Source organism: Geothrix mesophila, assembly GCF_022808835.1.
GTDB lineage: Bacteria > Acidobacteriota > Holophagae > Holophagales > Holophagaceae > Geothrix > Geothrix paludis.
The window spans coordinates 244,910-262,052 of the sequence record NZ_JAKZLD010000001.1 but is presented as its reverse complement, the minus strand read 5'-3'; the positions used below and the strand labels follow the sequence as shown (position 1 = coordinate 262,052).

Annotated in this window: 18 protein-coding genes; 6 read left to right on the top strand and 12 right to left on the bottom strand. The window is 66.5% G+C overall.

Annotation, left to right across the window (positions count from 1 at the left end; translation table 11 throughout):
* Nucleotides 1-50: 50 nt before the first annotated feature.
* From MLG87_RS16255 to MLG87_RS01205, 4 genes are read right to left on the bottom strand one after another with little or no spacing between them, the layout of a single operon-like run.
* The gene (locus MLG87_RS16255) at nt 51-1,757 is read right to left on the bottom strand and encodes an N-acetylmuramoyl-L-alanine amidase family protein (RefSeq protein ID WP_243293406.1); all 1,707 of its coding nucleotides are present in this window, start codon (nt 1,755-1,757) and stop codon (nt 51-53) included.
* Nucleotides 1,754-2,302, bottom strand: a complete 549-nt coding sequence (locus tag MLG87_RS01215) for a hypothetical protein (protein ID WP_243293405.1) — start codon at nt 2,300-2,302, stop codon at nt 1,754-1,756. Before MLG87_RS01215 ends, MLG87_RS16255 begins: the two co-directional genes overlap by 4 nt.
* Nucleotides 2,303-2,914, bottom strand: coding sequence for a recombination-associated protein RdgC (rdgC, locus tag MLG87_RS01210; RefSeq protein ID WP_243293404.1), 612 nt, complete (start codon nt 2,912-2,914; stop codon nt 2,303-2,305).
* Complete coding sequence (locus MLG87_RS01205) at nt 2,911-3,831, bottom strand: PP2C family protein-serine/threonine phosphatase (RefSeq protein ID WP_243293403.1); 921 nt, start codon at nt 3,829-3,831, stop codon at nt 2,911-2,913. The genes rdgC and MLG87_RS01205 overlap by 4 nt, the downstream gene beginning before the upstream one ends.
* Nucleotides 3,832-3,918: 87 nt before the next feature.
* Here MLG87_RS01205 and MLG87_RS01200 point away from each other — a divergent pair, with 87 nt between their 5' ends.
* Genes MLG87_RS01200 through MLG87_RS01185 form a run of 4 tightly spaced genes read left to right on the top strand, consistent with a single transcriptional unit; the run spans nt 3,919 to nt 6,183 of the window.
* The gene (locus MLG87_RS01200) at nt 3,919-4,941 is read left to right on the top strand and encodes an NAD(P)-binding domain-containing protein (protein ID WP_243293402.1); all 1,023 of its coding nucleotides are present in this window, start codon (nt 3,919-3,921) and stop codon (nt 4,939-4,941) included.
* Nucleotides 4,938-5,807: a 3-hydroxyacyl-CoA dehydrogenase family protein gene (locus tag MLG87_RS01195; protein WP_243293401.1), complete on the top strand. Its 870-nt coding sequence runs from the start codon at nt 4,938-4,940 to the stop codon at nt 5,805-5,807. The genes MLG87_RS01200 and MLG87_RS01195 overlap by 4 nt, the downstream gene beginning before the upstream one ends.
* Complete coding sequence (locus tag MLG87_RS01190; protein WP_243293400.1) at nt 5,804-5,956, top strand: hypothetical protein; 153 nt, start codon at nt 5,804-5,806, stop codon at nt 5,954-5,956. The genes MLG87_RS01195 and MLG87_RS01190 overlap by 4 nt, the downstream gene beginning before the upstream one ends.
* A gap of 26 nt (nt 5,957-5,982) precedes the next feature.
* On the top strand, nt 5,983-6,183 hold the full coding sequence (locus MLG87_RS01185) for a hypothetical protein (RefSeq protein WP_243293399.1): 201 nt from the start codon (nt 5,983-5,985) through the stop codon (nt 6,181-6,183).
* A 61-nt stretch (nt 6,184-6,244) separates the two neighbouring features.
* On the opposite strand, the gene MLG87_RS01180 is transcribed toward MLG87_RS01185, so the two are convergent.
* The 7 genes from MLG87_RS01180 to MLG87_RS16000 form a co-directional block, all read right to left on the bottom strand.
* On the bottom strand, nt 6,245-8,287 hold the full coding sequence (locus MLG87_RS01180; RefSeq protein WP_243293398.1) for a type IV pilus secretin family protein: 2,043 nt from the start codon (nt 8,285-8,287) through the stop codon (nt 6,245-6,247).
* A complete protein-coding gene (locus MLG87_RS01175) occupies nt 8,284-8,745 on the bottom strand; it encodes a pilus assembly protein PilP (protein WP_243293397.1) in 462 nt (153 codons plus the stop codon). The genes MLG87_RS01180 and MLG87_RS01175 overlap by 4 nt, the downstream gene beginning before the upstream one ends.
* 10 nt (nt 8,746-8,755) lie before the next feature.
* Nucleotides 8,756-9,370, bottom strand: a complete 615-nt coding sequence (locus tag MLG87_RS01170) for a type IV pilus inner membrane component PilO (RefSeq protein WP_243293396.1) — start codon at nt 9,368-9,370, stop codon at nt 8,756-8,758.
* 8 nt (nt 9,371-9,378) lie between these two features.
* Nucleotides 9,379-9,978, bottom strand: coding sequence for a PilN domain-containing protein (locus MLG87_RS01165; RefSeq protein WP_243293395.1), 600 nt, complete (start codon nt 9,976-9,978; stop codon nt 9,379-9,381).
* A complete protein-coding gene (gene pilM / locus MLG87_RS01160) occupies nt 9,975-11,057 on the bottom strand; it encodes a type IV pilus assembly protein PilM (RefSeq protein ID WP_243293394.1) in 1,083 nt (360 codons plus the stop codon). The genes MLG87_RS01165 and pilM overlap by 4 nt, the downstream gene beginning before the upstream one ends.
* 79 nt (nt 11,058-11,136) lie before the next feature.
* A complete protein-coding gene (locus MLG87_RS01155; RefSeq protein WP_243293393.1) occupies nt 11,137-11,904 on the bottom strand; it encodes a Stp1/IreP family PP2C-type Ser/Thr phosphatase in 768 nt (255 codons plus the stop codon).
* 2 nt (nt 11,905-11,906) lie between these two features.
* Nucleotides 11,907-12,644: a J domain-containing protein gene (locus MLG87_RS16000; RefSeq protein ID WP_279341031.1), complete on the bottom strand. Its 738-nt coding sequence runs from the start codon at nt 12,642-12,644 to the stop codon at nt 11,907-11,909.
* Nucleotides 12,645-12,856: 212 nt separating this feature from the next.
* Between MLG87_RS16000 and gatA the strand changes: the two genes are divergently transcribed.
* On the top strand, nt 12,857-14,317 hold the full coding sequence (gatA, locus tag MLG87_RS01140) for an Asp-tRNA(Asn)/Glu-tRNA(Gln) amidotransferase subunit GatA (RefSeq protein WP_243293392.1): 1,461 nt from the start codon (nt 12,857-12,859) through the stop codon (nt 14,315-14,317).
* Nucleotides 14,318-14,326: 9 nt separating this feature from the next.
* A complete protein-coding gene (locus MLG87_RS01135; protein ID WP_243293391.1) occupies nt 14,327-15,676 on the top strand; it encodes a dihydrolipoamide acetyltransferase family protein in 1,350 nt (449 codons plus the stop codon).
* Between the two features lie 77 nt (nt 15,677-15,753).
* Here the strand turns inward: MLG87_RS01135 and MLG87_RS01130 are convergent, their stop codons facing one another.
* Nucleotides 15,754-17,127 carry a replicative DNA helicase gene (locus MLG87_RS01130; protein ID WP_243293390.1) on the bottom strand — a complete coding sequence of 458 codons (1,374 nt, stop codon included), beginning with the start codon at nt 17,125-17,127 and terminating at the stop codon, nt 15,754-15,756.
* Between the last annotated feature and the right edge of the window lie 16 nt (nt 17,128-17,143).

Sequence of the window (17,143 nt, the reverse complement as noted above, 5' to 3'; positions counted from 1 at the left end):
CGTCACAAAGGGCACCTTTGTGCCTCTTTACCACCACCGTGGTGGAGCCGTCATTTCCTGTAGTACGCCCGGATCGCGTTCACCACCGCCACGGCGTAGCGCTCGCGGAAGCCGGGGTCGCGCAGGTTGGCGGCGTCGTCCTCGTTGGTGAGGTTGGCCACTTCGATGAGGGCCTTGGTGGCGCCGGTGCTGTAGCGGATGACGGCGGGGATCCACTTGCCGCCGCCGCGGTGGATGACGTTGCGGATGGGGCGGTTGGCGTGGACGGGGATGCTGTCCTTCTGGAGGGCCGTCAGGAGGGCTTCCGAGAACTGGCGGGACCGGGCCTCGCCCTGAAGCTTCTCCCGGCCCGTGAAGGCCACGTGGCTGGAACGCCTCGCCTCGGCCACGCGGCCGGTCTTGGCGCCGCCCAGGGCGAAGGTCGAAGGCACCAGGGCGGCCCCGGGCACGTAGATCATCGATCCCCGCGCCGAAGGGTGCAGGCTGTCCGCGTGGAAGCTGAGGAAGAGCGTCTTCTGGGCATCGCCCCGGGTCTTCCGGAAGTCGGCGAAGAGGTCGTTGGCCAGCACCCAGCGCAGGTGGACGCTCACCGCGGAGGGGCTTTCGCCATCCACGGCGAAGGGCGGGCTGGTGAGGATCTCCGCGGCGCGGCTGGGCGTGCGGATCGTTTCGCGGCTCCTGAAACCCAGGCCGGGGTAGCGGATGGTGCTGCTCACCTGGGCCTCGGTCTCCTGCTCCAGGAGCCGGCGCACCCGCATGGTGATGTCGTAGACGAAGTCCGATTCCCACAGACCGTTTGCCCGGGCGCCGGGGTCTACGCCGCCGTGGCCGGCGTCCAGGATGATCCGCACGCCCTTGAGCTTGGGACCAGCCTCCACGCGGGCCGTGCGGCGCACCTCGGCGCGGACCTCGCGCTCCTCCGCCAGGCCCGAGCTGCCCTCGGACTGGAAGGGATCCGCCAGGTAGGCCACGGGAATCTTGACGAGCTGGCCGGGCTGGATGCCACGCACGTCGGCGATGCCGCTGCGCCGGGCGATGAGGTCCGCCAGTTCGTTCACGCCCTTGGGGTCCACCCGGTCCGTGTAGCGGATGACCAGGCTCGAATACAGCGCCTCGCCCTTGCGCATGCGGTAGGCGGCGTACTTGCCCTGGGCGTCCTCGCCGAAGGAGAGCAGCGCGCGATAGGCCGCCACACGGGCCTCGTCGTCCAGCTCGTCCTCGGGCTGGGACCGGTCGGGGCCGCGGCCCGCGCCGCCGAGGTCCGCCGACAGCAGGTTGCGGGGAATGCGCCAGACGTCGCCCTCCCGCAGCTTCTCCGGCAGGTCGGGGTTCTCGGTCATGAGCCGATCGTAGTTCTGGCCGTGACCTGTGAAGAGGGCCGCCAGGGTCCAGACGGATTCCACCTCGGGGTGGCGGACGGTGTGCCGCACCTCCTCCTGCCGCCACTGGTCATCCGGGAACAGCGCCGACAAGGCCCAGCGCTTGCCCTGGGGACTGAGTCCCTCGAAGGCCACCCAGCCCGTGGGATCTGCACCCTTGGCCAGGAAGGCCTTCGGCAGGACCTTCCCTTCGACGCTGAGGCCCTTGCGGAACTGGAGGCGGAGGAGGATGGCCCGGCCTTCCGGCGTGCGGGCCTGCGCAAGCACCGGCGCGGGCTCCTGCGCCACGGCGATCACCGCGGGCAGGAGCAGAACCGCCGCGCGCCCCAGGCCTGTCGGCATGCGGAGGCTCACGCCTGCCGGCATGCGGAGGCTCACGCCTCCCACGGGGCCTCGCCCGTGGGCAGCGCCTCGCCGGAGCGCCCCGCCCGCACCCAGGCGCGGAAGGATTCCTGGAGGCCCTCGGGATCCTCCGAGCGGGCGCGGAGGAAGATCGCCAGGCGGCGCTCCAGGTGGCCGGCGCCCTCCTCCAGCAGGAAGAGCCGGTCGTGGAGCCGCTCGTGGGGGGCCTTGCCGGTGCTGGGCGGCAGCTTGAGCGTGCCCATGTCCAGGGTGGCGGCGTTGAGGGTGAACACCCACTCCAGGTCGCCGGAGAGGATGCGCAGCTTCATCTTCGCGGGGCGCATGCCCCGGCCGAGCGCCTCGAAGGCCTCGCGGCTTTCCGAGGGGTTGCCCTTGCGGAGGCTGATTTCCTTCACCTCGCCGCGCTCGGAGGCCAGCTGGATGGCATCGTCCACGAAGCAGCCGGAGCCGTCGCCGTCTTCGCCGCTGGCGCCGCCCTCGGTCATGCTCTTCATCCACAACCAGAGCAGGAACTCTTCGCCGAGAAAGCGGCCCTGCTCCATCAGTTCAAGCGGCTTCACCTAGGCCTCCTCGACTTCGAGATCCAGCGGATCCAGGGCCATCAGGCCCTCCACGGGCAGTTCGGGGCACAGCCGTCCGGCCAGCACCAGGGGCGCCAGGGGATGGACCTCGCACCCGAAGGACTTGATGAAGAGGCTCGTGAGCGCGCCCTGGGCCTTGCTGGAGGAGGCCGTGGTCCAGAGGATGCCGCCCTTCAGGTCCCAGGCCACCTCCACCACCTTGGGCGTGGGCAGCACCTTGCGCAGCAGCTCGGCCTTCACCTCGTCCTGCAGGGAGATGCGGGCCTCCTTGCCGATGAAGGCCAGGTCCTTCTCCTTCTGGATGGTCTGCAGGCGGAGCTCCACATGGGCCTTCAGCAGCGTGGCCGGGACCCGGCGCGTATCGATGCGGAGGCCGAAGACGGCGAAGCGCTCCTGGCTGACCCAGTTCTCGTCAGGCGGGGTGATGAGCGGGTTGCGCCAGTCGCACCAGCCGATGCGCTCCTCTTCCGAGCCATCCTGGAAGGGGCGGAACTGGTCCTGTTCCAGGCCCGCCTGGAGGTCCTTGGGATCGGGCACGGGACCCAGCACCAGGAAGCGTTTGAGGGACACGGTCCCTTGAAGCATGCTCATGAGGCGCCGCCTCCGAAAAGTCCCCGCAGGCGGCCCCAGATACCGCTGGCGTGATCCCGGGCATCCGGGCGCAGCAGGTCGAGGGGCTCCCCGCTCGCGGGCAGGGGAAGGGAGGGATCGTTGAGGACCAGGACCACGCCGGTGACGTTGTCCCGCCCACCCCGCGCGATGGCCTCTTCCACCAGCAGCTCCAGGCTGCGCCGGGGGCTGAGGCTCTGATCCAGCACCGCCCGGATGTGGCCGTCACTCACCTCGCCGTGGAGCCCGTCGGAGCAGCAGAGGAGCCGGTCCCCCCGGCGCAGGGTGAGCCGGGAGAGGGCCACCTTCAGCGGCTGGGGCGAGCCCAGGGCCTGGGTGATCATGTTGCGCTGGGGATGGGTGCGCGCCTGCTCCCGGGTGAGGGTGCCCTGGGCGACCATGTCGTTCACGAGGGTCTGGTCCTCCGTGATCTGGTGGAGGGCGCCCTGGCGTAGCAGATAGGCCCTGGAATCGCCGATCTGGGCCACGTAGGCGCAACCGCCCCAGATGACCGCAGCCGTGAGCGTGGAGCCCATGCCCCGGGCCGTGCGATCGTCATCGGAGTAGCGCAGGACGGCATCGCTGGCCTCCCGCACCGCGGCCTCCAGGGCCTTGACCAGGTCCGCCTCGCGGCCCTGGCCCGGCGCAAGGCGCCCCCAATGCCCGAACAGGTAGAGGGAGATCGCCGCCAACCCCTCCCGGCTGGCCACCTCGCCGGCGGCGGCTCCGCCCATGCCGTCGGCCACAGCCACCAGCAGCCCCGGCTCGCCCACCTTCAACGAGCTGGCGGGTGCATTGATGATGGGCTCTTCGCCATCCAATGCGCTCAGCAGGTAGGCATCTTCGTTGTTCCTCCGGACTTTGCCCGGATGGGTGATCGCGGCGAAATCGATGAGCATGAGGAATGACAACCCTGGCGAGCGGCGGGTTCGGGGAGGTACGGAGGGCCCTTTCCGTTCATCATAGCGGGTGGAGGAGCGAATCTAATGGCTGAAGGCCCCACGGGAACGGATCTTCTGGACTTGTTGATCATCGGGGCGGGCCCCGCGGGCATCGCCACTGCCGTGGAGGCGCGCCGGGCCGGCATCCAGCGCCTGCTGCTGCTGGAAAAGGGGCCCAGCCACAGTTTTTCCATCGAGAAGCTCTACACCCCCGGCAAGCGGGTGGACAAGGTCTACCTGGGCCAGGACGTGGATTGCGAAGGCGCGGTCTGCATCGTCGACGGCACCCGGGAGACCGTGCTGGCGACCCTGGACGACTTTGTGCGCCAGTACGGCCTGGAGATCCGCAGCCACACGGAAGTCAGCCGCATCACCCCGCTGGAGGGAGGCGGGTTCGAGGCCGCGGACGCGCAAGGGACCCTCTACCGGGCGAAGACCGTGGTCATCGCCATCGGCGTGTTCGGCCGCCCCAACAAGCCGGACTACCCCATTCCGGCCAGCCTCAAGGGCCACGTCCGCTTCGACCTCACCGAGGCGATTCCCGAGGGGGAGCGCGTGCTGGTGGTGGGAGGCGGCAACACGGCGCTGGAGTACGTGGAATACCTCTATGCGAGGCGTTCCGTGACCCTGGCCTACCGCGGGGCAGAATTCACCAAGGCCAACGAGGTGAACCGCCGGATTCTCCAGGAACTGGAGGCCTCGCGCCAGGCCGCGGTCTGGCGGAACGCGGACATCACCTCGCTCAGGGACACCGGGGAAACCCCGCGAGTCGAGGTTCTCTTCAAGGACGGACGGATGGCCCGGTTCGACCGGCTGGTCTACGCCCTGGGCGGCGCCACACCGGAAGGATTCCTGCGCCAGGCCGGGGTGGAACTGGACGGCAGGCACCCCCAGGTGGACCACCGGTACCACTCCACGGTCCATGGCCTCTTCCTGGCGGGCGATCTGGTTGCGGGCGGGAAAGGCTCCATCGTGAAAGCCTTCAATACCGGCCGGGCGGTGGTCTGGGAGGGGCTCTGCCAGGGGCACCTGGAATGCCGGATTCCGGGGTCCGAGGCCCGGCTTTGACAGACTGCCTCGCCATCCTCGGCCCGGGCGCCCTCGGCCTGTCCACGGCCCAGTGGGCGGCCGAGTGCGGGCTGGAAGTGCGGCTTCTGGGCCGGGATCTGGCGCATGCCCGCCACGGGCTGCAAGAGGTGGAACGACGCTGGAAGCTGGCCCTGGAGAGAGACACCCTTTCGCCCGAGGTCCACGGGCAGGTCCGGAGCAGGATCCAGGCGGCCCCTTTCGGGCCGGAGGCCATGGAGGACGTGAGCATCTTTCTGGAGGCCCTGCCCGAAGACCCCGCCGTGAAAGCCCCGGCCCTGGCCGAGGCCGCCCGCTGGGGCGCCGTAAACCTGCTGCTGCTGTCTGGCACCTCAGCCCTGCCCATCTCCGGCCTGGCGGAAATCGCCCGGATCCCCGGTCGCCTCCTGGGCTTCCACCTCTTCGTGCCCGTGCCCCGCATGGCGGTGGTGGAAATCGCGGTGCCAGCTGGGACGACGTCGGATCTGCTGACCCGCGCCCGGACCCTCGGCCTGGTTCTACGCAAGCGGGTGGTGGTCGTGAGGGACCAGCCCGGATTCGCAGCGGCCCGCATGGCTCTGGCCCAGGGGCTGGAGGCCATGCGGCTGCTGGAGGCCGGCGTAGCCATCGCGGAGGACCTGGATGCGCTCATGACCCTGGGCTACGGTCACCCCACCGGGCCCCTGGAGCTGTCGGACCGTGTGGGCCTGGACCTGCGCCTGCGGATCGCGGAGGGGCTCTTCCAGAGCTCTGGAGACCCCCGTTACGAACCGCCGGCCCTGCTTCGGCAGCTGGTGGCTCGGGGAGAGACCGGACGGAAAGCAGGAAAGGGTTTCTACAGCTGGGGCCCAGACGGGAGGCGCCTATGAGCCCCACCATCCTCGTGGTTGGAGGCCTGATCTTCCTGTTCGTGATCTACGTCGCATATCGGATCGGCAAGGTGCTGCTGCGGGTCTTCGTGGGCCTGGCCGCGCTGGCTCTGCTAAGCTGGGGGCTCTGGAAACTGTTCCATTCCTGAATCTCCAGCCTTCCCGAGGAGCAAGCATGGCCGCCATCTCCTGCACCCACTGCGGCGCCGATCTGACCGCCCCCCAAAGCGTGCGCATCGCCGAATACCACTTCGGTCGCCTGGAGAAGGTCTCGGAAGATCCCGGGTTCAAGTACCACTTCGAGCAGGCGGACAACTTCACCATCCTCTGCAACAGCTGCAAGCGCCTCGTCCGCACCCTCCCCATCACCAAGTAGTTTCTTCCCCCCAAAAGGAAACGGCCCCGTTCGGGGCCGTTTCCTTTTGGGGGGCGCCGGACTACTGGCGCAGCACCCGTGGGGTGATGAAGATCAGCAGCTCGCTGTTCGACTCGGATTTCGTGTCCTTCCGGAAGAGGAAGCCCAGAAGGGGGATCTTCGACAGGAATGGGACACCCACCCGGCCGGCGGTATGGTTCGTGATATAGACGCCACCCAGCACCGCCGTTCCACCATCCCGCACGAGCATCTGGGTCTCCAGGGCCTTGCGGAGGATGGTGGGCGTGCCGTTCACAGTGCGGGTGAAATCCGCCTCGGCCTTCTCCAGCTTGATGTCCATGATGATGGTGCCTTCGTTGGTGATCTGGGGCGTGACATCCAACTGCAGGTTCGCATCCACAAAGGCCACCGTGATCGCGCCACCCTGGGCACCGCCCTGCTGGGTGGGATAGGGGATCTTCTCGCCGCTGAGGATGGTGGCCTTCTTGTTGTTCTGGGTCACCACCTTCGGGGAGGACACGATCTTCACGGTGCCGTCGGATTCCAGCGCCTGCAGGACCGCATTGATGCTCAAGCGGTTGCTGAGGAAGGAAAGCCACAGTTCACCCGCGGGAGCGGTGATAGAAGTCACTCCGGTCACGCCGGGTGCCCAGGCCACGGCGGCGTGTTGGCCTGAAGCTGTGCGGTTGAAGCCTTGGATGCCGTTCCAGAAAGGTGCCTGGGAACCTACCCAAGGTGTTCCAGAGGTGCCAGTTCCACCAGTGATGCTGGCAGTGGTACCGTTCGCCTGGGGCCACTTGACGCCGAACTGGCGCTGCCAATCCTTGTTGGCTTCCACCACGCGGGCTTCGATCTGCACCTGCTGGATCTGGACATCCAGGGTGTCCAGCAGTTCAGAGATGACGGGAATGCGGGAAGGCAGGTCCGTGATGATGAGGGTGTTGGTGCGGTCATCCAGGATGGCCGAACCGCGCTTGGTCATCATCTCCTTGAGGATCTTCTGGACATCGCTCACCTTCGCGTAGGAGAGGGGGCGAGTGATGGTCTGGAGCTCACCCGCCAGGGCCTTCGTCTCCTCCAGCCGCTTGCGTTCCTCCTCCTCCTTCTGGAGCTTCTCGATCTTGGCGACGCGCAGGACGCCGTTCTGGATCTCCTTGCCCAGGCTGGCGTTCTTGAGCACCACATCGAGAACCTGGTCCCAGGGGGTCTCGTTGAACTTGAACCCGTAGTTGCCCTGCACATCGGGGTCCATCACCAGGTTCAGCTTGCCGGTGTCCGCCAGGATGCGGAGGAAGTCCCGGATATCCGTGTTCTGGAGGTCGATGGTGATCTTGGCACCGGTGTACTTGGCGGTGGCCTCTCCCAGGGTCCGGCCCGTGTATCGGCTGTGGGTCGGAGCCTGGACCTTCTCGGCTTCGGGCAGCTGCACGGCTTCAGGACTCGCCACCGGAAGGGCAGTAGAGGCAGCCAGCTGAGGCAGAAGCTGGAAGGAACCACCCATGGCCGGGAGGCTGGCCAAGGGCTTGGGGGCGGCAGGAGATGTTCCAGGATTGAGCGAGGTCACCGGGACGGAGGCGACGACCGCAGGAGCCGAGGCCCTGACGACCGTCGGAAGCGGCAGGACCTCAGGGCGGTAGATGCCCTCAAGATGAGCCTGGACGGGACCCGCGCCCGGATTCAGCATCAGCTGGACCCCCTCGGGATTGCTGCCCACCACCACCTGGGTGCCGGGAGCCACCTCGAGCACGAGCCGTGTCACCGGCTTGGGCGCCATCGAGAACTGACCGAGACGGGCCTTCTGGACCAGCGGATGGGTCAGCAGGGCCAAGTCCTTCTTGGTGACAGCGGTTCCCCGCTCGACACCCGGAAGATCCAGGACCACCCGGAGGGGGCTGGAGAGCACCTGGATGGCGGGCTGCCCCGCCATGCCCGGAATCCGGAGCAGGACCTTGGCACCCGCTCCGGCGGGTTCCAGGGTGGCTGCGGCCAGCACGGCCTTCGCGGCAGCGGTTTCCACGGTCGGCGAGGCGTGGAGGGACCCCGTGTGGATCCCCGCCAGGACCACGCCCCCTGCGACCAGCAAGGAACTCAGGCGAGCATTCATCGTTTACCCTCCTCACGCTTGAACGGCTTCGTGATGGTGCGGAATACAGAACGGTTGGTGGTGTTCATGTCCCATTGGTGGAACGTCACGGCCTTGTCGGTGATGCTGGCGATCTCGCCATCCTTGAACCGGTGGCCGACTGGCAGCCAGCGGACAGTCCCGCGGCTGTCGGAGACGATGGCAAAATTCTTGCCGTCTTTTCGGATCATGCCCTTGACGGAGATATCGTCGATGAGGTCGAGCGCATCGGCGGGGCGGTCATCTCGGGGAGTGGAGAAGGGGTCCCGCTGGATGGTGGGCTTGTAGGGTGTGATCTTGATGACAGCCACGTCCTGGGCAGGTGCTTCGGGCGCCACCGTCGCTGTGGCGGGAGCCTCGGCGGGCTTGGCCGCTGGACCGATCTGGGCGGCCAGCGAAAGGCCGGCGAGCAAGGGGAGGGGCAGGAGTCGATGGATCATGGTGAGTTCCTCAATCCTCCTTGGCCCGGCCCTTGGCTGCTGGCGACGGGACGGGTTTCTTGGCGGGTGCAGCCGGGGGGGGCTCCGGGCTGTAGATGAAGGCGCTGATAGTGCACTTCACCGTGGCCGGGTAAAAGGTGCTGCCTTTCTCGACCTTGCGGCTGAACTCGATATTCGAGACGTTGATGATCTTGTCGTAGCCGGAAACCAGCGAGGTGAACTGGCCGAAGGTGTGGTACCCCGCCCGAAACTCGAATTCCACGGGCTTTTCGGTGTAGTAGGTGTCGCGCCGTTCGGGCTTGAGGACGAAAGAGACCTGGTCGATGCCGGCGTCATCCGCGAGCTTCTTGATGCGGTAGGGGATCTCGCCGTAGTCCGCCTCGGAGGGCATGATCTTGATCAGCTCTTCGATGCGTTTGTCCTGCTTGGCGACCTCGTCGCGCAGCTTCTCGTAGCTGGCCTTGAGAAGACGGCCCTTGTCCACTTCTGCCTGGAGGGTCTTCACCTCGGCCTGGACCGTTTCCAGCTCGCTCCGCTTCCCGCCGAGCAGGAAGTAGACCAAGCCGGCCACGACGATGCCCGCCACCGCGCCGACGCCGATCTGTTTCTGAAGCTGGGGATTCATGGCCTACCTCAGACAGCGTTCTGGAGTTCGAAGGAGATCGTGAAGTCGAAGGAGCCGGTGGTCCCGCGCTTCGCGCTCGGATAGTTGATCTTCTTGAACCAGCGGGTGCGGGACTGGAGGTTGCCGTAGAAGGCATTGATGGCCTCGAAATTCCGGCCTTCACCCTCGATGGTGATGAGGGCCCCCTTCTGGCTGATCTTCTTGAACCACACATCGTCCGGCAGGCTGTTGGCGAGCTCCTCCATGAGGTGCACCGGAAGCGACTGCTGCCGCTTGAGGGTGGTCATCACCTCTTCCTTCTTCTGGAGGGCGGCCTTCTTCTCTCGGAAAGTCTTCTCCAGGGCGATGTAAGGCTCGTACTGCTTCTTGTCGCGCTCCAGGTCGGCCTTCTGCTTCTCGGCCTTGGTGAGGAGGCTGTTCAGCCAGACGTAGTAGACGCCGCCGCAGGCCGCGATTGCCAGGCCCACCACCACGCCGGCGATCGGCAGGCTCGAGCGGCTTCCGCCTTCACCCGTGTAGACCTGGACGGGTTCGGCGGCCGCCTTGCTGGCCCCCTTCTTTCCCCCGACCTGAGCCAGAGCGTCACCCAGCAGGTTGATCTTGATCATCGGTCCCCCACTTGGCGCAAAGCCAGCCCGACCACGACGGTGGCACCGCCGCCGATCTCGCGAACCGTCATGGGATCCTCGGTCCGACCATCGATCTCAACGAGCTGGAAGGGATTGAAGCGGTCCACGGAAACCCGCAGCCGATCGCCCAGCACATCCATCAGTCCATGGATCATGGAACCGCCGCCGCTGACGAGCACCCGGTCGAGGCGGTCCACCTTGAAACTGCTCTTGAAGAAGTCAAGGGTCCGGCTGAGTTCATCCGCGAAGGCGTCCGATACGGCATTGATCGACGGCTGGACCTCGTCCGGCTGGTGCCCTTCGGCAGCCTGGTTGCGCTTCAACCGCTCGGCCCCCTCCCGGGTTACCCCCCAGTCCTCCATGAGCTTCTCGGAGTAGCGGCTGCTGCCCCAGGCCATGTCACGCCAGAACACCGATTTGCCTCCCACCATCATGGTGAGATTGGTGAAGGTGGCGCCCAGGTTGACCAGGGCGACGACCTCGTCGCGGCCACCTCCCATGGTGTTGGCTTCATAGGCGTTCTGGATGGCGAACACGTCGACGTCCACCACCTTGGGGCTGTACCCGGCCTGGGCCACGCAGCTGACGTAGGCTTCCAGCTTGTCCTTGCGGCAGGCCACCAACACCACATCCATGTTGCCGTCCGCCGCCCGCTCCTCGATGAGGTAGTAATCCAGGGCGTAGGAATCCAAACCTTGGCCCGCCGGGAAGAAGCTCTCAGCTTCCCAGCGGACGGATTCTGCCAATTCCGCCTGACTCATGAGTGGGAATGTCACTTTTTTGACCATCACCTGCTGACCTGACACGGAGATGGCCACATCCTTGGCTTTGATTTTCTGTTCCGCCATGACCTGACGGATAGCGGAAGCCACGGCATTACTATCCATGATGTCGCCGTCCACGATGGCATCGGGGGGCAGGGCGACCCGGCCCAGCTTCTGGAGGCGGTAGCGAGACTGGCCACCCTTTCCAATCTGCTGGAGCTCACAGACTTTCACCGAGCTGGATCCGATATCCAAGCCAACAAGACTTTTGGGTTTGCTTCCGAAGAGACCCACCGGATGCCTCACTTGGAGAATATAGGTATTGGAGATGGTACCGCTGGAATGGATTAGGTCAAGGTTAACTATTTTTGCGTCAGGTCGATTCAGGGCCAAGACCGACCAGGATGGCAGTGATATTGTCCTCGCCACCCTGCTCTCGGGCAGCCAGAACAAGTGATTCCACAGCCTCTTGAAGGTTCGAGGACTGCGTCACGATGTCCCAGATCTGTCTATCGCCGATCATTCCTGACAGGCCATCAGAGCAAAGCAAAAGTCGCTCCGTTTTGCCCAGCTCCAGGTTCTGGACTTCAATATCCAGGTCCCCCCCGTTGCCCAGCGCCTGGGTGATGACGTTCCGGAAGGGGTGAACCCGGGCTTCGGAAGGCGTCAGGATGCCGCTTGCCACCTGCTCGGCCACCCAGCTGTGATCCCGCGTCACCTGCCGGATGCCGTCGGGCCCCAGCAGGTAGGCCCGGCTGTCCCCCACATGGGCCAGGGTGACCTGCGAGTCATGGAGCAGACCGGCCACCACGGTGGAACCCATGGTCTCCCGCTCGGGGTTGCGGCGGATATCTTCGGCGATCGCGCGATCCGACAGAAGCAGTGCCGCCCTGAGTCGGTTCCCGTCGTAGGAGAGGTTGGGGTCGTACTCCATGGGCCAGGTGCGGTCCTTCTCCCGGGTGTCGCCCACGAACTTGGCCACGGTGTCCACGACGATCTGGCTGGCCACCTCACCGGCAGCATGTCCGCCGAGCCCGTCCGCCACGACGAAAAGCCCCAGGTCCGCGTCGGCCAGGTAGCTGTCCTCGTTGTGCTTCCGGACACAACCGACATCGGTCTTGCCCGCGGCGTGGATCCTCATGGTCAACCCTTTCCCGTCAATCGGCCCCAGAGGTCCTTCAGTTGATCCACGAGACCCGGTTGGCCGGCCGGGGTGGTTTGGGCCTTCCCCTTCTGGCCCGCGGCGCCAGGAGCCCCCTTCCCGCCCCTCGGGGCGGTCTGCCGCAGTTTCGGATGGTTGGGTGCGATCTCGCGAGCGGTCTGGAGGTGGCGCTGCGCGCGGGCCACCATCCCCAGCGTCTGGAAGTGGGTGGCCAGGCGGAGGTGGCTGTCCACATCCCGCGGGGCCAACAGGACCGCAGCCTCCAGCGCCCTCACCACGGTGCGGAGGTCGCCGCCGCTCTGCTCCAGGATGGTGGCCAGCAACGCGTGGTACTGCGGCTTCTTGCCGTCCATCCGGATCGCGTACTGGATGAGGGCCTGCGCCTGATCGACCCGGCCCCCCTCGAAAGCCTCCTTGGCGAGCGTCGCCCAGTCCTCGGCGGTGCGCTCCGATGCGGCCTCGGCATCCTTTTCCCTCCCGGATGGTGTGGAGGGCGCCACCGGAGTCCTGGGCAGCTGCTGCATCACGGCGAGGCGTTTTCCTGGATCCTTCAGAATGCTGAAGGCCTCCGCCAGGTCCCGGAACCTCGCTTCGGCCTCGACTTTTGCGGCGCCAGTGTACCGATCGGGGTGCCACTGCTTGGCCAGCCGGTGGTACGCGGCCTTGATGTCCTCAGGAGAGGCATCGGGAGGGATTTCCAGCACATCGAAAGGATTCATGGGGGTCCACAGGGCACCCTGCGCCAGCGCATCGCATGGGGATGGAAGAACAGGGCTTGAGCAGAGGATGGTAGCCTATTTCCAGCCCGCGTGCAGGCTTTTGGACCACGAAACATGGCGGAATCTCACCAGGACGCGGTGGTGGCCAGGCCCGTCCAGACTGGAAGAAGCTCCAGCGTGATGGCACAGTAGAAGGTTCCACGGGAGCGCGCATGGCGTTGGGCAAGGCAATGGATTGGCGCGAAGGCCTGGATGCCGGCGACCTGTCCTCCGAAAGCCTGGTGCTTGCCGCCTTCGATCGCATCCGGGACCTGGACGGAACCCTCCACGCCATCCTGGCCGTCGATGAACCGCGCAGCCTCGCATTGGCCCGGGAGGCCGACCGACGGCTTCGGACCGGCGAGCGGACTCCGGTACTGGGGTTTCCGATCATCCTCAAGGACAACCTCCACTGGTCCGGGCTCCCCATGACCTGCGGCTCCAGGGCGCTCGAAGGTTACGTGGCCCCATACGACGCCACCGTGGTTCGCCGATTGGTCCAAGCGGGGGCGGTTCCCATCGCCAAGGCCAATCTGGATGAGTTCGCCATGGGCTCCAGCGGCGAATACAGCGCCTTCGCTCCCGCCCGGAACCCCTGGGACACCTCCCGGGTACCCGGCGGCAGCAGCAGCGGCTCCGTCGTGGCCGTGGCCGCCGGCTACGCCCCCCTGGCCCTGGGCAGCGACACGGGGGGGTCGGTGCGCCTGCCCGCCAGCTTCTGCAACGTGACGGCCCTGCGGCCCACCTATGGTGTCCTCAGCCGCTACGGGCTCACGGCCATGGCTTCCAGCCTGGATCAGGTGGGACCCATCGCCGCCACCGCCGCAAACCTGGCGTTGGCCTTCGGCGTCATGGCCGGCGCCGATCCCCTGGACAGCACATCGATGGACCTGCCGGGCGTAGAGCGCCTGGCCAACCTCCATCCCCTGGACCTGAAAGGCCTCCGCATCGGCCTTCCGAGGGAGTACTTCGCGGATGGCCTGGAGCCCGGCGTCCGGACTCTCCTGGACGCCGCCCTCCAGGTCTTCGAAAACCAGGGCGCGAAGCTGGTGGAGGTGGACCTCCCCCATACCCGCTACGCCATCGATACCTACTACCTGCTCTGCACCAGCGAAGTCTCCAGCAACCTCAGCCGGTTCGATGGCGTGCGATACGGCCTCCGGGAACCTTCAGCCGAGGGCGGCCTGCCGGGGATGATCGCCCGAACCCGGGACGCGGGCCTGGGCGATGAAGTCAAGCGCCGGATCCTCCTGGGGACCTTCTGCCTATCGAAGGGCTATTATGACGCCTTCTACATGAAGGCCCTCAAGGCGAGGGCCCTCATCGCCGCCGATTTCCATGCCGCCTTCGCCGAGGCCGATGTCCTGGCCTCCCCCGTCAGCCCGGGCACCGCGTTCCCCTTCGGCGACAAGACGGACGACCCCATGTCCATGTATCTGGCCGATGTCTTCACCGTACCCACCGCCCTGGCGGGACTTCCCTGCCTGTCCATGCCGGCGGGCTTCTCCAACGGCCTTCCGGCCGGCATCCAACTCATCGGGCCGGCCCTTTCGGATGTCCGCCTGCTGGAGGCGGCCCACGCTTTCCAGTCCCTGACCCGCCACCACCTCGAAACCCCGACCCTGTCCGCATAGGAGCGAACCATGGCCTTTGATGTCGTCATGCCCCAGATGGGCGAGAGCATTGCGGAAGCCACCGTGCTGAAGTGGCACAAGAAGGCCGGCGACGTGATCGCCAAGGACGAGACCCTCTACGAGATCAGCACCGACAAAGTGGACGCGGAGATTCCCGCCCCCGCCGCCGGCACGCTGCTGGAGATCCTCGTGGAAGTCAACGCCACCGTTCCGGTCGGCACCGTGGTGGCCCGCATCGGCGATGCCTCGGAGAAGCCCTCCGGCGCAGCCGCGCCGGCCGCGACCACTCCCGCCGCGGCTCAAGCCCCTGTCGCCGCGCCCCCCGCCCCGCTGGCCGAGGAGGACGACAACAGCCTGGAAGGCCGCCTGCGCACCAAGAGCAGCCCCCTCGTCCGCGAGATGGCCAAGCAGCACGGCATCGACCTCGCCAAGGTCTCCGGAAGCGGCCAGGCCGGCCGCGTCACCAAGGAGGACCTGGAGACCTACCTGGCCAAGGGCCCGGCGGCCACCACCGCCGCCCCTGCCCTCTCCATCGCGCCATCCATCGCGCCGGCCCTGCCCGCGGTGCATGATCCTTCGGCGCCGACCATGGGCCTGGCGCCCAGCATGTCCATCGCCTCTGCCCCCGCCATGCCCGCCTTCGCTCCGGGCGAGCGGGTGAAGGTGGAGCCCATGAGCCGCATGCGCAAGATCATCGCGGACAACATGGTGGCCAGCCGCCGCACCTCGGCCCACGTCTACACGGTCTTCGAGATCGACATGACCCACGTGGCCCAGCTGCGCAACAAGCACAAGAAGGCCTTCGAAGCCCAGTTCGGCACCAAGCTGAGCTTCATGCCCTTCGTGATGATGGCGGCCTGCAAGGCCCTCCGCGCCTATCCCATCGTCAACGCCTCCGTGGACGGCGATAACATCGTCTACAAGCAGGACATCAACCTGGGCATCGCCGTGAGCCTGGACTGGGGCCTCATCGTCCCGGTGGTGAAGAACGCCGACATGATGAACCTCGGCGGCCTGGCCCGCAGCCTCAACGACCTGGCGGAGCGCGCCCGCGGCAAGCAGCTCAAGCCTGACGAGATCAGTGGCGGCACCTTCACCATCACCAACCCCGGGGTCTACGGCGACACCTTCGGCCTGCCCGTCATCAACCAGCCCCAGGTGGCCATCCAGGGCGTAGGCGCCATCGTCAAACGCCCCGTCGTCATCACCGGCCCCGACGGTACTGACTTCATCGCCATCCGCCAGGTGATGTTCAGCAGCCTCGGCTTCGACCATCGGATCATCGATGGCGCCATGGGCGACCTCTTCATGGCCTTCGTGAAAAAGGAGCTGGAGAACTCCACCTTCGGGTTGGAGTAGATCCTTCGTCGAGCCATACGAAAAAGCGGCCGGATGGCCGCTTTTTCGTATGGGAAGAGATGGAAGGAACCGTTTCCTTATGCGTAGGAGGAGGTCTCCCGCACCATCTCCCGATACATGGCGTACTCGCCCTGGAAGTGCAGCTGGATGATGGCGGTGGGGCCGTTGCGGTGCTTGGCCACGATGAGCTCGGCGGAGTTGTCGGGTTCCTCGTTGGCTGAGGGCATCAGCTTGCGGTGAATGAAGGCCACCATGTCGGCGTCCTGCTCGATCGCACCGGAATCTCTGAGATCGCTGAGCTGGGGCCGGCCGCCCTGGCGGTGCTCCACCTCGCGGTTGAGCTGGGAGAGCACCACCACGGGAATCCCGAAGTCCTTGGCCATGAGCTTGAGGCCGCGGCTGATCTCGCCGATGCGGACGGCCTCGTTCTGCTTGGCGCCCCGGCTGTTCTCGGGGCTGCTGAGCAGCTGGAGATAGTCGATGATGACAAACTCCACCCGCCGATTACTCTGGCTGCCCTGCTTCACGATCATGTTCTGGATCTGAGGGACGGTGATGGAGGCCTGGTCGCAGATGAACAGCGGCATCTGCACCAGCTCGTCCCGGGACCGCATCACGTGATCCAGCCGTCCGGTGGCGCGGCCGGACTGGAGGTCCTTCATGTTGGTCTGACTCTGGGCGGCGAGCAGGCGCATGAACACCTCCTCGTGGCTCATCTCGAGGCTGAAGAAGGCTCCGCATTGGCCCGGACGGCCGTCCCGCTCCTGGGCGGCCCGCAGGATCCAGTTGAGGGCCAGGGCGGTCTTGCCGACGCCGGGGCGGGCAGCCAGGACAATGAGGTTGCCGGGCTGGAAACCCTGGGTGAGCTCGTCGAAACGCTGGAAACCGACCCGCACGCCGGGCGACAAGCGTCCCTCCAGGCGATCGTGGAGACGCTCCATGGCATCGTCCGCCACCGATTGGATGGTGAGCAGGCCCTTGGCCTTGGCATCTCCCTGCGCCAGGTGGAAGAGGCTCTGGGCAGTCTGGTCCACCAGCACTTCCGGGGGTTCGTCTTCCTCCGCGGCCTGGCGCACCAGCTGGGCCCCCAGATGGACGAGGCGGCGCAGCTTGGCCTTGCGCCGGATGAGGTCCGCCAGCACCTGGGGGCGCTCCACGTCCTCGCCCGCCAGCAGCTCCACCAGGCCCGGGTAGCCCCCCACCTTGTTCAGGCTGTCGTCCTGGTCCAGGGCGTCCTTCAGGGTGAGGGAGTTGACCTCGACCTGGGCCTCGATGAGGGTGCGCAGGGCCCGGAACACGGCCCGGTGGGCCGGGTGGACGAAGTCCTCCTCGGCCAGGGCGAAGACGGCCTCGCTGGCCACGAACCCCGCGCCCGGGGCGCAGCAGGTGGCCAGGAAGGACCGTTCCGCATCGATATCCTCCGGAAGGCGCTCCGGAAGCCAATCCGCCATCACATCACCCCTGCCG